Consider the following 19,172-nt stretch of genomic DNA (forward strand, 5'->3'; position numbering starts at 1 on the left):
TCAGTGGGTGAGATGGTTCATTACATTAGGGCGCAAGTTCCGGAGCGCTAGGCCTATAAAAACCAATAAATTTTAGCGATTATTATAATAGGTAAAAATTAAGGAATTATGATGTAATTAAATGCATATAACCTAAAACCTAAAACGATATTTCATTAGAGTAATAGCTCCCTCCGTATCTACGTGCCGCGGCACGTAGGGGATGAGGGGCAGATCTTTTATTCATTAGAAATCTGTACTGAGTTGTTTTACTTTGTTCGTAATAACTCCAGTTTTTAATTTTAAAAAATTACATACTCCGTGAACAGTTATGAACTTTAATATGTCATCTTAAATTACATGTTTACTAGATATTTGGGAAGCCCCTCACGGGGCTATGCGTTTGCAGTGCATTGGCATCGTAAAAATACGATAGCCAACTAATTATTCTTCTTCTGAATCTGGATGATGGTTGTCCATAGGAACAGACTCAGCAGGTACTTCTTCAGTCTGTGGCTTATCTTTCCATTCCAACTTTACACGACCTTGTTTGTCAATGCCGGCAACAAAGACGGCTATTTCTTGGCCTTCATGGAGAACTGTTTCAACTTTCTGTGTACGATCACTGCAAATTTGTGAAATATGTAATAAACCATCTTTACCAGGTAATAAATTAATAAACGCACCAAAGTCAACGATTTTGCTTACTTTACCTTGATAAGTTTGTCCTACTTCAATTTCAGCAATTAGTGTTTTAATTTGCTTTTGTGCTTCTTCTAATGCCATCTGATCAGGAGAGAATAATTGCACTACACCAGTATCGTCGATATCAATAGAAACGCCTGTGCTTTCAATCAAGCCTTTAATCGTAGCTCCACCTTTACCAATAATAGTACGGATCTTATCTTCAGCAACCTTCATCGTTGTGATGCGTGGGGCATGCTGTGACAGTTCTTCACGATGCTCCGACAAAGCATTATTCATAACACCCAGAATATGCATACGGCCGGCTAATGCTTGCTCAAGCGCTTGCTCCATAATTTCATTAGTGATACCAGTAATTTTGATGTCCATTTGTAATGCAGTAATACCCTGTTCTGTACCAGCTACTTTAAAATCCATATCACCAAGATGATCTTCATCACCTAAGATATCAGTTAAAACGGCAAAACGATCACCTTCTTTAATCAAACCCATTGCAACACCAGCCACAGGTGCTTTTAAAGGCACACCAGCGTCCATCAACGCCAAACTTGTACCACATACGGTAGCCATAGAACTTGAACCATTAGATTCAGTAATTTCAGACACTACTCTTAATACATATGGGAATTCATTTGCATTTGGCAATACAGCAATTAACGCACGCTTAGCTAAACGGCCATGACCAATTTCACGACGTTTAGGACTTCCAACCATTCCGGTTTCTCCGACAGAATATGGAGGGAAATTATAGTGCAGCATAAAGCGATCTTTAGTTTCGCCATTAATGCCATCTAGAATTTGTGCATCACGCTCATTACCTAAAGTGGCAACAACAATAGCCTGCGTTTCACCGCGTGTAAACAAACAAGAACCATGAGTTCTTTCTAAAAATTTAGCACGAATCGAAATAGGACGAACTGTTTTTTGATCGCGACCATCAATACGTGGCTCTCCATTTAAAATGCGATTACGTACTGTTGCCCGCTCTAAATCAACAAACATAGTACCAATAGTATCTGCTCTTAACTCTTCGTTTTCAGCCACTAACGCATCAATAGTTTGCTGTTTTAACTCTCCTAAACGCTGATAACGTTCTTGCTTATCTTTAATCAAGTATGCAGCTTCAACATCAGCTTGTGCCATATTGGCAACACGAGATTGTAATTGCGTATCGATTTCAGGAGTAACCCAATTCCAACATGGCTTACCAGCTTCTTTAGCTAATTCTTCAATGGCTTTGATTACGTTTTTCATCATTTCATGACCAAACATAATCGCTCCCCGCATTACATCTTCATTTAATTCTTTAGCTTCAGATTCAACCATTAAAATAGCCTCTTTAGTTCCAGCAACAACCAAGTCTAATTGCGATTCTTCTAATGCTTTACGGCTTGGGTTAAGCAGATAAACTCCATCCTTGTAGCCAACGCGTGCGGCACCAATTGGGCCATTAAAAGGTACACCAGAAATAGCTAATGCAGCAGAAGCACCAATCATGGCAATAATATCTGATGAAACATTAGGGTTTAAAGAAAGAACCGTGGCAATAACTTGTATTTCGTTAGTAAAGGCTTCTGGAAATAGCGGACGAATAGGTCTATCAATTAAGCGTGACACTAAAGTTTCATGCTCACTTGGTCTACCTTCACGCTTGTTAAAACCACCAGGAATTTTACCTACCGCATAAAATTTTTCTTGGTAATTTACAGTTAAAGGAAAAAAATCATTTCCTTCAGCACCTTCCTTTTTGCCAACTACAGTGACTAATACTTGAGTACCATTCATACTAGCGATTACAGCACCATCGGCTTGCCGCGCGACTTCGCCTGTTTCTAAGACTAGGGTATGGTCCCCAAATGCTATTTCTTTTGTAATTTTAGCCACGAGATATTCCTCTTTTAGTAATTATAACGAAAAAAAGGCGCAAGAAAGTGCGCCTTAATTTTAAAGATTAATTTGTATTAATACACCCGCTCTAAGGTGCTTAAGCTCAACAATCAATAAGAATCTCTCAATTCTAATTTTTGAATTAAAGTTTGGTAACGTGTTTGATCATTGCTTTTCAAATATTTTAAAAGCTTACGACGCTTGTTTACTAACATTTGTAAACCACGACGAGAATGAAAATCTTTCTTGTGTTCTTTAAAGTGTTCAGTCAAGTACTTAATACGATTAGTAATTAAAGAAACTTGAACTTCTGGCGAACCAGTATCTTTATCGGCACGCTTGAATTCATTAACGATTGCTGCTTTATCTGCGCTACTTAGCGACATGCTACACTCCTGGAACTACTTAAGTATTCATTTAAAGGCGGCTATTCTACCAAGGCATACAAAATGAAACAAGTGTTGCAAATTAATTTGTGCAAAAAATTTAATTTTTATACCAAATAATAGCATAATTAATAAGCCAACAACCTTTTTGCTTTTAAAATACCTGTTGTACTAAACTCACCTAACCCAATAAATTGTGTGCTCTCATTATACAAACGGACACAATTCATACCTTCCACATCTAAATTTTTATTCACCACGCGCCCTTGCCGAATAGCCCATACCTCATCATCTGCAAGAACCATTGATGGTAAATAGTCAATGGCTTTGTCCATAGGAATAAGACACGCAATACGCTCAACCAATGACATACTTTCTAGCTCATCTAAAGTATATATTGGCAGGTGATTTAATCCCGCAGTATATACACGATGTAAACGACTCACATAGGCACCCACATTTAAGGAATCCCCAATATCTTCAACCAGATTACGAATATAAGTTCCTTTACTGCAAGTTACTGTAAGTTCAAACTGAATCCCATCAAAGGAGTTCAGGCGTAAGTCATGAATTATAATATCACGCTCTTTACGCTCTATTTCGATACCTGAACGCGCCAAACGATACAAAGGTACGCCTTTATGTTTTAATGCTGAAAACATCGATGGCGTTTGACTTAACTGTCCCGTATAATGCGTGAGTACTTCTTGCAATTGTGATTGTGACACTTGAAAACATTCACTGTAGGCAATCACCTTACCTGCTGCATCAGCAGTACTTGTCTTAATACCCAACATGCCTGTTGTTTCATAACATTTATCTGCATCCAGCAAGAATTGGCAAATCTTGGTGGCTTCCTCAAAACATATTGGCAACATTCCAGTAGCTAGTGGGTCTAGACTCCCAGTATGGCCTGCCTTTTTTGCACCCAATAACTTTTTTGCTTTTTGTAACGCTTTATTGGATGTCATCCCTAAAGATTTATTCAGTAATAAAATTCCATTATTAACTGAGGATAACTCATTTATCTTCATCTTCATCGCCAGTTGATTGATTGGCTTCATCAATCAAACGACTTAAATGTTGACCATATTCAATTGACTCATCATAAACAAAATGAAGTTGTGGAACGGTACGTAGGGTAATGCTACGAGCTAATGCACTGCGCAAGTAACTTGCTGCAGCGTTTAAAATGGAGCCTGCTAACTGCTTATCGTCATTAAGCACCGTAAAATACACTTTAGCGTGACTTAAGTCTGCAGCTACTTTAACTGCAGATATAGTCACAAAACCCTTTAAGCGTGGATCTTTAACTTCTAGAGGAATAATTTGCGCTAATTTTCGCTGAATCATTTCAGCGACTCGGTCTGTACGTTTAAAATTCTGCCCCATTTTTATAAATCACGCTTAATTTCAACAATTTCATATACTTCGATTAAATCACCGGGTTTCACATCATTATAGTTTTTCACGCCGATACCACACTCAAAGCCTTGACGAACTTCAACCACGTCATCTTTAAATCGTCGTAAAGATTCTAAAGTACCTTCATAAATAACTACGTTCGCACGCAGAACACGGATTGGGTTATTACGTTTTACTATACCTTCAACAACCATACAACCCGCAATGGCACCAATCTTCGGTGATTTAAATACATCACGAACTTCAGCAATACCCACGATTTCTTCTTTAAATTGTGGCGCCAACATACCGGTTAATGCCCCTTTGATTTGATCCACAATGTCATAAATAACACTGTAATAGTGTAAAGATACTGCCTCTTGCTCTGCTAAACGCTTAGCACTAGCATCCGCACGAACGTTAAAGCCAATTAAAATGGCATTTGATGCAATCGCCAAGTGGACATCTGACTCGGTGATACCACCAACTCCACTAGAAATAACTGCAACTTTAACTTCATCATTAGATAACTTAATCATTGCATCAGCTATTGCCTCAACAGAACCTTGCACATCTGCTTTGAGGACAATATTCAATACTTTAGACTCTGCTGCTGTCATATTTTCCATGATGCCTTCTAAAGAAGACTTTTGACGCCGAGCAAGTTTTACATCACGGAACTTTCCTTGACGAAATAGAGCTACTTCACGTGCTTTTTTCTCATCTGGCACAACAATCGCTTCATCACCTGCATGAGGGATTGCTGATAAACCCAGTACCTCTACAGGGATAGATGGTCCGGCATTTTCAACCATATCGCCATTGTCACCTACTAATGCTCGAACACGGCCATACTGGAAGCCAGCAAGAAGAATATCACCTTTATGCAAAGTTCCACTTTGAACTAATACTGTTGCAACAGGGCCGCGCCCTTTATCCAGACGTGATTCAATAACAACACCCTTAGCTGCACCATCAGTTAACGCAGTAAGTTCCAGAACTTCGGCTTGTAGTAGAATTGAATCTAAAAGTTCATCAATACCTTGACCTGATTTAGCGGAAATGCTAATAAACATTGTATCGCCACCCCAGGCCTCAGGAATTACTTCATGAACTGATAATTCGTTCATTACGCGCTCCGGATCTGCATCGGGCTTATCTACTTTGTTAATTGCCACAATAATCGGCACACGCGCTGCTTTAGCGTGTTGAATTGCTTCTATAGTTTGTGGTTTAACACCATCATCAGCTGCAACAATCAGAATAACGATATCAGTTACTTGCGCACCACGAGCACGCATTGCCGTAAATGCAGCATGCCCCGGTGTATCTAAAAATGTAATTTCTCCTTTTGGTGTGCTCACGTGGTATGCACCAATATGCTGGGTAATACCGCCAGCCTCTCCAGAAGCAACTTTTGTGCGACGAATGTAGTCAAGCAACGACGTTTTACCATGGTCAACATGACCCATAATGGTTACTACTGGCGCTCTTGATTCTCGATGACTACCTTTAGAAATAGCTTCATCCAAACCTACTTCAATTGCATCTTCTTTAATAATTCTTGCTTTATGCCCCATTTCCTCAACAACAATTACCGCTGTCTCTTGATCAATAACTTGGTTGATTGTTGCCATAGCACCAAGGGTCATCATGACTTTAATTACTTCAGCAGCCTTAACCGACATGCGCTTTGCAAGCTCTGCAACAGTAATAGTTTCCGGAATTAAAACTTCTCTTATCACTGGCGCAGTAGGTAGGGCAAAACCATGAGTTAAAGTTTCTTCTGCTTCGCGGTATTTATCTGATTTTTCATTGCCTTTACGTTTTTTGAATTTGCTTCGACCACCTCGGCGATGAGAATCTTGCTCTTCATCATCGCGCTCATAACCAGGGGAATATTTGACTTTTTTCTTTGGTTTCTTATAGTCTGAAGATTCAGAGTCAGCATTCGCTGAATCTATATGTTTCTTTTTGCTTGTCTTATCTGATTTGCTACCTTCTTTAATCGAAGTCTCTGCAATTTTTTCTAGCTCAGAAGTATTGTCCAACAGCTCATCGGCTCTCATTTCTTCAGTCACAGTGATTACTTCTTCGATTTGCTCTTCTTGTTCGACTTTTTTTGGCTGCACTTCTGGTAAGTCTGAAGATGTTTCCTCTGCCTCAACAATGGGTGTTTCAGCAATAGATTCAACAGGAAGCTGTTCTTCTGGTGCAGCTGCTTCCGCGGTTGAAACAGTAGGATCCTCTATCTCTGGGGGCTCAACTAAAGTACTGCGTTTTACAAAGACTTTCTTTTTACGCACTTCAACATTAACAGTTTTACCACTATGCGCATCATGACCGACAGTCACTTGAGATAAGCTCTTACGGCGTAAAGTGATTCGTTCTGGTGTAACATGCACATCACCACGCACAGAGTTACTCTTCAAATGATTGAGTAATATACGCTTTTGTTCTTCATTCACAGTCTGTTGATCATCAGTAAAAGATAACCCTGCTTCCTGTAACTGGTTCAATAAGCGTTCAACCGGAATACCAACGACTTGTGCTAATTGTTTAACCGTCACATCCGCCATATTTTAATCCCCTTTCAGCAGCCTACGCTCAATAAAAATGAACATAGCTGCATTCTGAAACATGTTAGTTTATTTGCTCGTGAATTACACGAAATATAGTTTCCCATGATTATAAGAACCATGGCTCTCTGGCCTTCATAATTAATACGCCAGCTTTTTCTTCAGTCATACCTTCAATATCTAATAAATCATCTACAGATTGTTCCGCCAGATCTTCCATTGAGATGATACCTTTTTCTGCTAATTTGTTAGCTAATGCCTCAGTCATCCCTTCCATTTTTAATAAAGAATCATCGGGAGCTCCCGCTAAACCTTTACCAGAAGTTAATGCCATAGTTAATAAATTATCGTTAGCTCTGTTTCTTAATTCTTCAACGATTTCCTCGTCAAATTCTTCTATAGCTAACAATTCTTCTTTAGGTACATAAGCGATTTCTTCCAATGTTGAGAAACCATGTGCTACTAGTAATGTAGCAATTTCTTCATCAATTTCCAGAGCAGAAGTAAATAACTTGATAATCTTGCTTGATTCTTCTAAGTTCTTATTTTCAAATTCATCACTGGTCATAACGTTTAACGTCCAACCTGTAAGTTGACTTGCTAAACGTACGTTTTGACCATTTCGGCCAATAGCTTGAGATAATTGTTCTTTTTCTACAGCCAAATCCATTGTATGTGTGTCTTCATCAACAACAATTGATGAAATATCTGCAGGCGCCATTGCATTAATCACCAATTGCGCTGGATTATCGTCCCAAAGAATAATATCAACACGCTCACCACCAAGCTCACTGGAAACCGCCTGAACACGCGCGCCACGCATACCCACACAAGCACCAACAGGATCAATTCGTCCATCATTAGTCTTAACAGCGATTTTCGCTCTATTTCCAGGATCACGCGCAGCCGCTTTCACCTCAATAACATTTTCACCAATTTCAGGCACTTCAATACGGAACAGCTCAATGAGCATTTCATTGCGTATACGGCTTACAAACAATTGTGGGCCTCGTGCTTGTGGTGTAATATCATATAAATAAGCACGTACACGATCGTTCGGACGGAACATTTCGTGAGGCAACATTTCACTCCTTGGTAAAAATGCTTCAGCTTTACCGCCTAAATCAATAATCACATTGTCACGAGTAACCTTTTTGACAGTACCGTAAATAAGCTGGCCAAGTTTGCTTCTGAATTGGTCAATGACCAGTTCGCGCTCTGCTTCGCGAACTTTTTGCATAATCACTTGGCGTGCAGCTTGCGCTTCAATACGACCAAATTCAATTGAGGGAATTGATTCTTCAATTCGCTCACCCACGTTAACCGATGGATTACGCTCTTGAGCTTGCATCAAAGTTAATTGTCGCTCTGGGAATTCAAGCTCATCCTCATTAACGACATCCCAATATCTAAACGTTTCATACTCACCGGTACGTGGGTCGAGTTTAATTCGTACACCAATATCTAATCCAAAGATCTTGCGAGTCGCAGACTCCAATGCAGCCTGGATGGCAAGTATGATTACTTCTTTCCTTACGCCTTTTTCATTTGCTAAAGCATCAGCAACTAATACTAATTCTTTGCTCATTGTTCGCCTCTCTATACTGTCAAATATGCTTTCACAATATTTGAAAAAAGTAGTTCATGATCTTCGCCATTTATATTCAGCACAACAGAATCTTCTAAAACAGCAACTATTGTACCTTGCAATTTGCGTTTACTACTAACTGGCTTAAACGTTTTAATCTGGACCGGCTGACCTATATACTGTTGATACTGCCAACCTTTAAACAAAGGCCTTGGGATACCAGGAGATGAAACCTCTAAACTATAGTTACCTTGGATAGGATCCTCAACATCTAATAAGGCGCTGACTTGATGACTAACATGCTCGCAGTCTTCAATACCAATACCATCTGCTTTATCTATATAAATACGCAGCAAAGAATGTTTGCCCTGGGAAAGATATTCACATCCCCAAAGTTCATATCCCATATCATTAATTGCAGGACTTAATAGTTGTTCCAGTTCATCTTGAATCATAGCATCTACAAACAAAAAAAGGGCGCATACGCCCAAGTCTGTCAACTAATAACCTGGATTCGCAAAGTACCCTAAATTAAACATACCCCTAGAAAGTAGATAATTGTTCGCTAAATTCAGTATAACACCTAACGTTAAAGCTTTTTCCAGGGTAATAAAAAACCCCATAAAGGGGCTAATAAGTGGTAGCGGGGGCAGGATTTGAACCTACGACCTTCGGGTTATGAGCCCGACGAGCTACCATGCTGCTCCACCCCGCGTCAACTGAGGCCAAGTATACTCAGACTTGGTTACTATAGCAAGCACTTTTGCTATAGTTTGCGAATTATTTAGCAAATGCGTTAATACAGCTAACAATCAGCGCACTTGGGAAAATACCTAAATAGAGTAATGAAAGACAATTTAAAGACAATACTAAGTTATCCTCTTTACCTATTACTACAGGATCAGTTTGTACTGGCTTATCAAAATACATTAGCTTAACAATACGGATATAGTAATATGCACCAATAATTGTGAAAATTAAGCCAATAACCGCAACCCAGGTCATATGGACATCAACTAATGCTTTAAGTACCAACAACTTGGTAAAGAAGCCAACGGTAGGAGGTACACCAGCCATTGAGAACATAATGATTAACATTAAAAATGCCATCCAGGGATTACGTTTATTTAATCCTTTTAAATCCTCAACATTATCAATTTCCATCCCGTGATTAGACATTAGCACAATTAAACCAAATGCCGCAGCAGTAGTTATTGAATAAACCAAAATATAATACAAAGCTGCTGAATATCCAGCGGTACTTCCCGCAAGAATACCAAATAGTGTATAGCCAATATGTGATATTGCTGAATAAGCGAGTAGCCGCTTAAAACTTGTTTGAACAACAGCAAATAAATTACCTAAGCCAGTAGATAATAAAGTAATTACTAATAAAATCTGCTGCCATTGACTACTGAGATCAACAAAACTAATTGTTAATAGTCTAAATGCCATCCCTAACGCTGCAATCTTAGGTGCAGTACTAATAAATAAAGTCACCGAAGTTGGTGCTCCTTGATAAACGTCAGGTGCCCACATGTGAAATGGTACAGCAGCTAACTTAAAGCAAATACCAGCAAGTATAAATACTAATGCAAAAGCAAATAATGCGCTTTGTTGCTGCCAATTAGTTGAAATAATACTTGACACTTCTAATAAATCCAGTTTGCCAGTAGCTCCATAGATCAAAGAGACTCCATAAAGAAGCATTGCTGATGCAACTGAGCCCATAACAAAATATTTCATCGCTGCTTCTGATGCATCACCATCTGTACGACGAATTGCAGTCATGGCATATAGAGGTAATGACATTAATTCCAGACCCAAAAAGAGAGTAATTAACGAATGGGCTGAAACAAGAATCATCATTCCTAATGTAGAAAATAGGCCAAGTACATAATAATCACCTGACGGCATTTTACGTTCATCTATATAATGACGCGAATAGATAAAACCTAATAATACAGTCAGGTAAATAGCAAATTTCATCAAATGAGCCATGTCATCGCTGATGAAGAGGCTGTTGAAGGCAACTACCTTGTACATTCCTATGTACAGATAACTAACACATGCAGCAAGTATTAATCCAATACAGGAAATAACAAAAGCTACAGATTTATAGCGATCACGTAGAAATAAATCAGCAAGCAAAGCAAGGCTCGCTGTGGCCAATATAATCATCTCTGGAATCGCTACATGGATATTTTCAAATAATGCGTTCATATTGATTAACCTTGCTTTATTACAATTTTGTTTGGCTAGCTAATGTCAGGGTATGGGTTACTGTCTGATGTATGTAGTCCAATATAACATTAGGATAAACACCCATAGCAATAACCATTAACGCGAGTAAGACATAAGCACTAAGTTCATAACCAGATAAATCTTTTAGTGCAGCAACTTTATCATTGGCTACTTTGCCGAATATAACGCGTTTGTACATCCATAGATTGTAGGCTGCCGCAGTAATAAGCGTCGTTGCGGCCCAGAAAGCAATCCAAAAACCAGCTTTCATTGAGCCTAAAATCACCATGAACTCACCTACGAATCCTGACGTACCAGGTAATCCTGCATTGGCCATACAAAACAACATGAAAAAGGATGCAAATACAGGCATGCTATTCACAACACCACCAAAATCACTAATATGACGTGTATGCATCCGATCGTAGATATAACCTACACCGGCAAACATACCACTGGAAACAAAGGCATGTGAAATCATGACCACAATCGCCCCTTCCAAAATTAAACCGGCATTGCTTAGCCCTGATTGCTTGGCAATAGCAAAGATGGCAAAACAGCCTAAGGTCACAAATCCCATATGGGATATTGAAGAATAAGCAATTAACCGCTTCATATCCTTTTGAATAATTGCTACAAAAGCAATATAAACAACGGCAATTAAAGATAAAGCAATCATAACGCCAGCATATTGATTACATGCATCAGGAACAATAGGGAGTGAAAAACGTATGAATCCATACGCACCAAGCTTTAAGAGAATAGCAGCCAAGATAATTGACCCCCCCGCTGGTGCTTCTGTATGCGCATCAGGTAACCATGTATGTACTGGAAACATAGGAATCTTAATTGCAAATCCAAGGAAGAAAGCAATAAAGATCAATGTCTGAGCAGCCATACCTAATTTAAGGCTATAAAAAGCTTCGATATTAAAGGTTCCTGCGATGTAACCCATGTATAAGAAGCTAGCAAGCATTAATACAGAACCAAGGAAAGTATATAAGAAAAATTTAATCGCTGCATAAACGCGATTATCAGATCCCCAAATACCAATAATTAAATACATGGGAATTAAGGTTGCTTCCCAGAAGATGTAAAATAAAATTGAATCTAAAGCTGAGAACACCCCAACAAGCAAGCCTTGCATTATTAAGAATGCTGCTAAATATTGTGAGACTCGTGTGGTAATGCTATCCCAGGTAGCCAAAATGACGACTAAGTTAGTAAAAATGCTTAGTACAATTAACAGTAAAGACAATCCATCAATACCAAGGCTATAACTAATACCTAAAGAAGGCATCCAAGGAAGCTCTTCCAGATATTGCATACCAAGTGCTTTAGTATCAAAACCTGTTACCAAAGGCACACAAAGCAATAAACACAATATCACGGTAAATAAAGCCAAATAACGCGAAACATTAGGACTGCGATCGTCTCCGGCAAGAAGAACAAAAACACCACCTATTATTGGCAACCAAACTAGTAAATTGAGCAAATAATGCATACCCTCACCTTATATTCAGCCTAGTATCAACCAGCACAAAAATCCCAATAATCCAAACACCATGACAGCCGCATAATGATACAGATAACCACTTTGTATGGCGCGACCTTTACTGGAAAACCATCTGACCAGTCCACTACTGCCATTAACTACTAACCCATCAATTAGTTTCTGATCACCAATATTGTAGAGAGCACTACCAATACCCTTGGCACCTTTTACAAAAAACAAGTTATTAAAGGCATCAAATCCATATTTGCTTAAAAGAATCTTATAAATAACTGACAAATGATGTGCCAAATAACGTGGAATAGAAGGAATAGCGATATAGCAAATCCAGGCGATAAGAATACCTGCTAAAGTCAACCAAAATGTAAGTGAATGCACTGAATGCATCATACTTGCAAACGGGGAAGTCACTTCATGAGCCAGTTCAGCTAAAACGTTATGTTGAGATAAAACAAACACCGATGAACCAAGTATCGTTGGATTGTTAAAGAGTATGGGCATGTAAAGAATATAGCCAATAATTACGGAAGGAATTGCTAAAAGCACTAATGGCACCCAAACAACCCATGGAGACTCATGCACATGATCGTAGGTATGTTGATCCATACGTGGTGTTCCATGGAAAGTCATGAAAAACGATCTAAAGGTATAAATCGCTGTAATCATAGCACCGATTAATACACAGTAATAAGCGTAACTACTACCTGGAATTTGTGATAACTGTGCCGCTTCAATAATCGTATCTTTTGAATAAAAGCCCGCTAATGGCGGAATAGCACATAAAGCCAAACTACCAATGATATAAGTTACATAAGTAATGGGCATTTTATTCCATAAGCCTCCCATTTTTCTCATGTCTTGCTCATGGTGCATGCCAATAATTACTGAACCTGCCCCTAAGAACAGTAAGGCTTTAAAGCATGCATGGGTAATAAGGTGGAACATGCCCGCACTATATGCAGATGTACCAATACCAACCATCATATAACCTAATTGGGATAGAGTAGAATAAGCAACTACTCGTTTAATATCATTCATTACCAGAGCGAGAATACCGGTAAACAGTGCGCCTGTTGCACCAATAACCAATACCACAGTCAACGTGGTTGTAGAGTACTCTAATAATGGAGAAATACGAGCAAGCATAAAAACACCGGCTGTAACCATGGTTGCTGCGTGAATTAATGCAGAAATAGGCGTAGGACCTTCCATTGATTCTGGTAACCATACGTGCAAAGGAACTTGTGCAGATTTACCCATAGCGCCAACATATAAAGCCAAGCAGGTGACTGTTACTAAAGACCAAGGATGGCCTTGGAATAATTCAATATTTTGACTTGCCAGGTAACTTGCGCTTTGGAATACCGTTGCATAATCAATACTACCGGTATATGCAAACACTAAAGCAATGCCAATAACAAAACCAAAGTCGCCCACACGGTTCACCAAAAATGCTTTCAAGCTGCCTTCAATAGCAGATTCTTTTTGATACCAGAAACCAATAAGTAAATAGGACACAAGCCCCACACCTTCCCAACCAAAAAATAATTGTAGAAAGTTATTCGAGGTAACCAACATCAACATCATAAACGTGAATAATGAAATATAGCTAAAGAATCGTTGGTAGCCATCATCATCAGCCATATAGCCAATACTGTAAATATGAACTAATAAGGAAACAAAATTAACAGTTAATAACATGACAACGGTTAATGGATCAATTAAAAATCCCAGGTTAAACTCATAAGGAATAAGTTGACCACCTGCAGCCCAGTGATAAAGTATATTACTCTCTGCGGGCAATACGCCAGATAAAATTTGACACGCAACATACAGCGACGCAAGAAAAGAAATACTAACACCTAAAATAGTGACCGTATGCGCTCCAACACGACCGATTTGGTTGCGAAAAAAACCTGCAATCAGTGCACCTGCAAGTGGAGTTAAAACAATTATCAGACAAAGTTGATGTATACTCACAATGTTAACCTTTTAAATGATTCATCTTATCTACGTCTATGTTGCCACGATTTCTATACAGCAACATCACTATGGCCAAACCAATCGCAGCTTCTGCAGCAGCTACTGTCAAAATAAAAAAAACAAAAACTTGACCTGCGATTTCGTTATAGTAATGCGAAAACGCTATAAAATTAGTGTTAACAGCAAGCAGCATCAATTCAATGCAGACTAAGAGTAAAATGATATTTTTGCGGTTCAACATCATGCCAATAAGACCGAAGCTGAACAAAATCGCCCCTAATATCAGGTAGTTATTAACCGGTATCATATGGTATTCCCCAATACTTATTTTTCTGCTTTCATACTAATTAATTTAACTCGCTCACTGCTGCGAGTCATAATTTGTTGCTTAATATCTTGTCGTTTAGAGTGTCTTACACCACGATGTACTAAAGTAATTGCAGAAACAATTGCCACTAATAAAAGCACTGCTGCAAGTTCAAATGCTAAGAAATAATCAGTATAAAGAACCATACCTAAAGCTTCTGTATTTGATGCATCTACAGTAAGAGATTCAATTTTAGATCCAGAATTTTGTGCTACGGACATTTCTGCATTTTGTTTCATTTCAACATTAGACTTGAAAGTACCACTTGGGATGGCAACCATTAAGAGTCCTATAAATAAAGCAACGATAATTAAACCAAAAGGTAAATAACGTCTAAAATGACTCTTTAATGATTCAACATCGATATTAAGCATCATGACAACAAATAAGAATAATGTCATTACTGCGCCTACATATACCAGCACCAGAATTAATGCTAAAAACTCAGCTTCTGCCAAAATCCACAGCACAGCACTACAGAAAAAAGTAAGTACTAAAAATAAAACACAGCGAACCGGGTTATTTTGTGTAATCACCAGAAATGCTGAACCAACTGCTAAGGCTGCAAACACATAAAAAATGATTTGAACTAATAAGTCATGCATACAATTACCCCATTATCGGTACTTTTCATCAGCAGCTCTGTCTGCTGCAAGACGTGGCTCCAGCAAATCACCAAGAGCTAATAGTTTTTCTTTAGTCATTATATTTTGACCACGCTCACTAATATGGTAATGATGTATTGGCGTCACTACGATTGAATCAACTGGGCAGGATTCTTCACACAAACCACAGTTAATGCATTTAAACATATCGATATCATAGCGGGTTGTACGTCGTGAACCGTCTTCACGTGGTTCTGATTCAATAGTAATGGCTAATGCAGGACAAACGGCCTCACATAATTTACAAGCAATACAACGCTCTTCACCATTAGGATAGCGACGCAATGCCAGTAAGCCTCTAAAACGAGGTGAAATCGGTGTATGCTCTTCAGGAAACTGTACTGTTATTTTTTTCTTAAAAAAATACTTACCCGTTAACTTTAAGCCAGTCAATAGATCCAGCAACAAGAAACTACGAATATAATACTTAATATTTTGATATACTTTTTTCATCGGCTTCTCTTTTAACCATCAAAACCAAGGTTTAACCTGAGCAACGACCATTATGGCAGTTACAATAATCCAAACAATGGTAACAGGGATGAGTACTTTCCAACCTAAACGCATCAGCTGGTCATAACGATATCGTGGAAAAGTTGCTCTTACCCACAGATACACAAACAGGAAAAAACAGATTTTCACAAGTAACCAAACAAAACCTGGCACAACAAAAAATACATCTTCCAGGACAGGAATACCTTCAAAAGGAGACATCCAACCACCCAGGAACATAATACTAAGCATTACTGAAATCAGGATCATGCTGGCATATTCTGATAAAAAGAATAGGGCAAAGCCAATTCCCGAATATTCAACATGGAATCCTGCCACAATTTCAGATTCACCTTCTGCTAAATCAAATGGTGCTCGGTTCGTTTCAGCAATTCCTGCAATCCAAAATACAAAGAATAAAGGCAATAAAGGTACAAACCACCAGTGCAGAATTCCACCTTTTTGTGAATTCACAATATCCGTAAGATTCATGCTACCTGCTGCTAATAACACGCCGACTAGTGCAAAGCCCATAGCAATTTCATAGGATACAGTTTGTGCAGTACTTCTTAACGCACCAAACATTGCGTATTTAGAATTGGATGCCCAACCGGCAATCAAAACACCATAAACACCTAAAGAACTCATTGCAAAAATATACAATATTCCGGCATTAATATTTGATAGAGCCATTCCTTCTTGAAAAGGAATAACTGCCCATCCCGCTAAGGCAGGTGTCAGCGCTAATAGTGGTGCAATCACAAAAAGGTATTTATTAGACCGTGTAGGAACAATAATTTCTTTAGTGATTAGCTTAACAAGGTCAGCAATAGGTTGTAATAACCCCTTCATACCAACTCGGTTAGGACCGATACGTACTTGAATATAACCAATAACTTTACGCTCAGCATAAATTAAATATGCCACAACGAGTAATAAAGGAACAACAATTCCCAGTATCTTAAGAACAATCCAAATTAATATGCTAATATCATGCAGCATTTTTTCTTACCTGCCTAGCGCTTAATAGTTATTGCAGCAAATGAATGACCCAAATCAACTGTCTCAGCCATCGCGTTTGCCACCCATACAACATCGGCCGCAATGCGCTCATCACGTTTAAGCGGCAATGTTATCTCAATATCACCCTGAGATACAGTAGCAATTTCGTCTAATTGCAATCTTTCTGCTGTTGCGGGATGAATACGTATACATGCCGTATCTGCTGCAGCACAAAGTTGTAAATCCTTGGCATTCCTGACAATTGCATCGATACGATACAATGGCCACTCACCAACACGCATTAAAGTTTGATTAATGACAGGTAAACATGCAGGATAATAAGGTATGTACTCTTGCTCTACAGTAATGGTAGCGATGTCTTTAATTTCGGATAAAATCTCTTCTGTCGACGTATATTCAAAATCTTTACACTGGAATAAATTACCTAATACGCGCAGCACTTTCCAGGCTGGGCGTGCTTCATCATGAGGAGGCATGGCACCTTTGACTGTTTGCCAAGTATTATCAATATTAATATAAGTTCCAGATGTTTCTGCATAAGGCGCGATTGGTAAAATTACATCAGCATAATCCTGCATTGATTCATTATGATATGCTGACAATAACACAACAAACTCGGCTGCAAGCATTGATTGCCTTGCGCCATATGGATTTGCAAAATCGAAACCAGGCTCAACAGCCATTAAGAAATACGCTTTTAATTTGGCGTTCAATGCTGCTTGTACATCTAATCCTGACTTTTGATCAACTTTACCTGCAGTAGTGCGATGCGGCACCATTCCTGCCATCCACGCACCTGCAGTATTTGCACCATGAGTTAATCTAATCGCTTTGGCACCACTTAATTTTGTAATTAAGTGAATTAGCGTGCGAATCAAAGAGGCTTCGGGATGATTTTCACAAATTGCACCAGTAATTAAACATGCTTTTTCTTCTTTGAGTGCCTTAGCAAATCCTTTTGTTACATTATCCGCATCTAAGCCAATCAATAACTTTTGTACTTCTTCAGGTAGAGATTTAGTGTTTTCAGTAAGCGCTAATGCTAATTTAGCTAATTGTATTGGTATTTCTAATGGAGAAACAATAATGCGTTCTTCCACATCAAAATGATACTCATAATCAACAGGATTTAATGCGTAAATTTTAGCGCCATTACGGAAGGCTTTACGCACACGAACGCCTGCAAGAGGTACTTCCCTATCAATATTGCAACCAACAAGTACAATCGACTGTTGATTTTCAATTTCTGCATAGACTAATGAATTTTTAGGTGTAGTAGCTTGATTATTTTGATCTTTAAAATCAGTTTGCTGTAAGCGGTGATCCAGATTATGTACCCCAATTTCTCGCATTAATTTTTGTAATAGATACATTTCTTCAATTGTTGAAGAACTGGAAGCAAATGTGGCTACTTGTTCACCACCGTGTTGCTTAATAATTCGGCTTAAACCATCTGCCGTGAACTTTAATGCAGTTTCCCAGTCAACAATTTCCCACTGGCCATTGCGTTTAATCTGTGGTTTGCTCGCGCGCGTTTCACTTTTTAGACCTAAGTAACTGAAACGATCTCTATCAGAAATCCAGGTTTCATTAATTAATTCATTTTCTTTGGGAACAACACGCATCAATTCATTTCTGCGTGTGTGCAAATAAACATTTGAACCTAAACAATCATGCGGCGCAAGACTGTCAAATTGACTCATTTCCCATGCTCTTGCGGTAAAACGATATGGCTTAGAAGTTAATGCACCTACTGGACATAAGTCGATGATATTTCCGGATATTTCTGATTTCATGCTGTGTTGTACATAAGTACCAATTTGCATATTTTCCCCACGACCTGTCGCACCCAGCTCTCGTAAGCCAGCGATTTCCTCGCCAAAACGTACACAACGAGTACAATGAATGCAGCGAGTCATCTCAGTAGAAATCAGAACACCCAGATCGTCGTCACTTACCGAGCGTTTTGTTTCTACATATTCAGATTGATCTTGGCCAAATCCCATAGAAACATCTTGTAATTCACACTCACCACCCTGGTCACATATTGGGCAATCCAAGGGATGATTAATCAGTAAAAACTCCATCACAACCTTTTGTGAATGGATTGCTTGCTCCGATTTAGTAAATACTTTCATGCCATTAGTAATTGGGGTAGCACATGCTGGGACTGGCTTTCTACCATTTTCCACTTCAACCAAACACATACGGCAGTTAGCGGCTACAGATAGTTTTTTATGATAGCAAAAACGCGGAATATGAATACCCGCTTCATCGGCAACTTCAATAATCATTTTGCCATTTTCTGCTTCAAATGTTTTACCGTCGATTTCAATAGTAGTTGTCATGGTCAAAAC

General features: G+C 38.7%; 15 protein-coding genes and 1 tRNA gene. All 16 read right to left on the reverse strand.

What is annotated here, in order from left to right; genetic code table 11:
- Positions 1 to 423: 423 nt before the first annotated feature.
- On the reverse strand, positions 424 to 2,568 hold the full coding sequence (pnp, locus tag QM652_RS04585; protein ID WP_415073317.1) for a polyribonucleotide nucleotidyltransferase: 2,145 nt from the start codon (positions 2,566 to 2,568) through the stop codon (positions 424 to 426).
- Between the two features lie 113 nt (positions 2,569 to 2,681).
- On the reverse strand, positions 2,682 to 2,957 hold the full coding sequence (gene rpsO, locus QM652_RS04590; RefSeq protein WP_415073319.1) for a 30S ribosomal protein S15: 276 nt from the start codon (positions 2,955 to 2,957) through the stop codon (positions 2,682 to 2,684).
- 128 nt (positions 2,958 to 3,085) lie between these two features.
- Entirely contained in the window at positions 3,086 to 3,991 is a 906-nt protein-coding gene (gene truB / locus QM652_RS04595) for a tRNA pseudouridine(55) synthase TruB (protein ID WP_415073321.1), read from the reverse strand.
- Positions 3,978 to 4,349: a 30S ribosome-binding factor RbfA gene (gene rbfA / locus QM652_RS04600; RefSeq protein ID WP_415073323.1), complete on the reverse strand. Its 372-nt coding sequence runs from the start codon at positions 4,347 to 4,349 to the stop codon at positions 3,978 to 3,980. The genes truB and rbfA overlap by 14 nt, the downstream gene beginning before the upstream one ends.
- A gap of 2 nt (positions 4,350 to 4,351) precedes the next feature.
- Positions 4,352 to 6,940, reverse strand: a complete 2,589-nt coding sequence (gene infB, locus QM652_RS04605) for a translation initiation factor IF-2 (RefSeq protein ID WP_415073328.1) — start codon at positions 6,938 to 6,940, stop codon at positions 4,352 to 4,354.
- A 109-nt stretch (positions 6,941 to 7,049) separates the two neighbouring features.
- Positions 7,050 to 8,528, reverse strand: a complete 1,479-nt coding sequence (gene nusA / locus QM652_RS04610) for a transcription termination factor NusA (RefSeq protein WP_415073331.1) — start codon at positions 8,526 to 8,528, stop codon at positions 7,050 to 7,052.
- A gap of 11 nt (positions 8,529 to 8,539) precedes the next feature.
- Positions 8,540 to 8,983, reverse strand: a complete 444-nt coding sequence (rimP, locus tag QM652_RS04615) for a ribosome maturation factor RimP (RefSeq protein WP_415073333.1) — start codon at positions 8,981 to 8,983, stop codon at positions 8,540 to 8,542.
- Positions 8,984 to 9,166: 183 nt separating this feature from the next.
- Positions 9,167 to 9,243: transfer RNA gene (locus QM652_RS04620), tRNA-Met, on the reverse strand.
- Positions 9,244 to 9,308: 65 nt separating this feature from the next.
- Complete coding sequence (nuoN, locus tag QM652_RS04625; RefSeq protein ID WP_415073335.1) at positions 9,309 to 10,751, reverse strand: NADH-quinone oxidoreductase subunit NuoN; 1,443 nt, start codon at positions 10,749 to 10,751, stop codon at positions 9,309 to 9,311.
- A 19-nt stretch (positions 10,752 to 10,770) separates the two neighbouring features.
- Positions 10,771 to 12,276, reverse strand: a complete 1,506-nt coding sequence (locus tag QM652_RS04630) for a complex I subunit 4 family protein (RefSeq protein ID WP_415073337.1) — start codon at positions 12,274 to 12,276, stop codon at positions 10,771 to 10,773.
- 15 nt (positions 12,277 to 12,291) lie between these two features.
- Complete coding sequence (gene nuoL, locus QM652_RS04635; protein ID WP_415073339.1) at positions 12,292 to 14,265, reverse strand: NADH-quinone oxidoreductase subunit L; 1,974 nt, start codon at positions 14,263 to 14,265, stop codon at positions 12,292 to 12,294.
- Positions 14,266 to 14,269: 4 nt separating this feature from the next.
- A complete protein-coding gene (gene nuoK / locus QM652_RS04640) occupies positions 14,270 to 14,575 on the reverse strand; it encodes an NADH-quinone oxidoreductase subunit NuoK (RefSeq protein WP_415073341.1) in 306 nt (101 codons plus the stop codon).
- Positions 14,576 to 14,592: 17 nt separating this feature from the next.
- A complete protein-coding gene (locus tag QM652_RS04645) occupies positions 14,593 to 15,240 on the reverse strand; it encodes an NADH-quinone oxidoreductase subunit J (RefSeq protein ID WP_415073343.1) in 648 nt (215 codons plus the stop codon).
- Between the two features lie 12 nt (positions 15,241 to 15,252).
- Positions 15,253 to 15,753: an NADH-quinone oxidoreductase subunit NuoI gene (nuoI, locus tag QM652_RS04650; protein ID WP_415073345.1), complete on the reverse strand. Its 501-nt coding sequence runs from the start codon at positions 15,751 to 15,753 to the stop codon at positions 15,253 to 15,255.
- Positions 15,754 to 15,771: 18 nt separating this feature from the next.
- Positions 15,772 to 16,794 (reverse strand): NADH-quinone oxidoreductase subunit NuoH, encoded by a 1,023-nt coding sequence (gene nuoH / locus QM652_RS04655; protein WP_415073347.1) that lies wholly within the window; start codon positions 16,792 to 16,794, stop codon positions 15,772 to 15,774.
- Between the two features lie 14 nt (positions 16,795 to 16,808).
- On the reverse strand, positions 16,809 to 19,163 hold the full coding sequence (nuoG, locus tag QM652_RS04660) for an NADH-quinone oxidoreductase subunit NuoG (protein WP_415073349.1): 2,355 nt from the start codon (positions 19,161 to 19,163) through the stop codon (positions 16,809 to 16,811).
- Between the last annotated feature and the right edge of the window lie 9 nt (positions 19,164 to 19,172).

The organism is Legionella sp. (assembly GCF_047605385.1).
Lineage (GTDB): Bacteria > Pseudomonadota > Gammaproteobacteria > Legionellales > Legionellaceae > Legionella.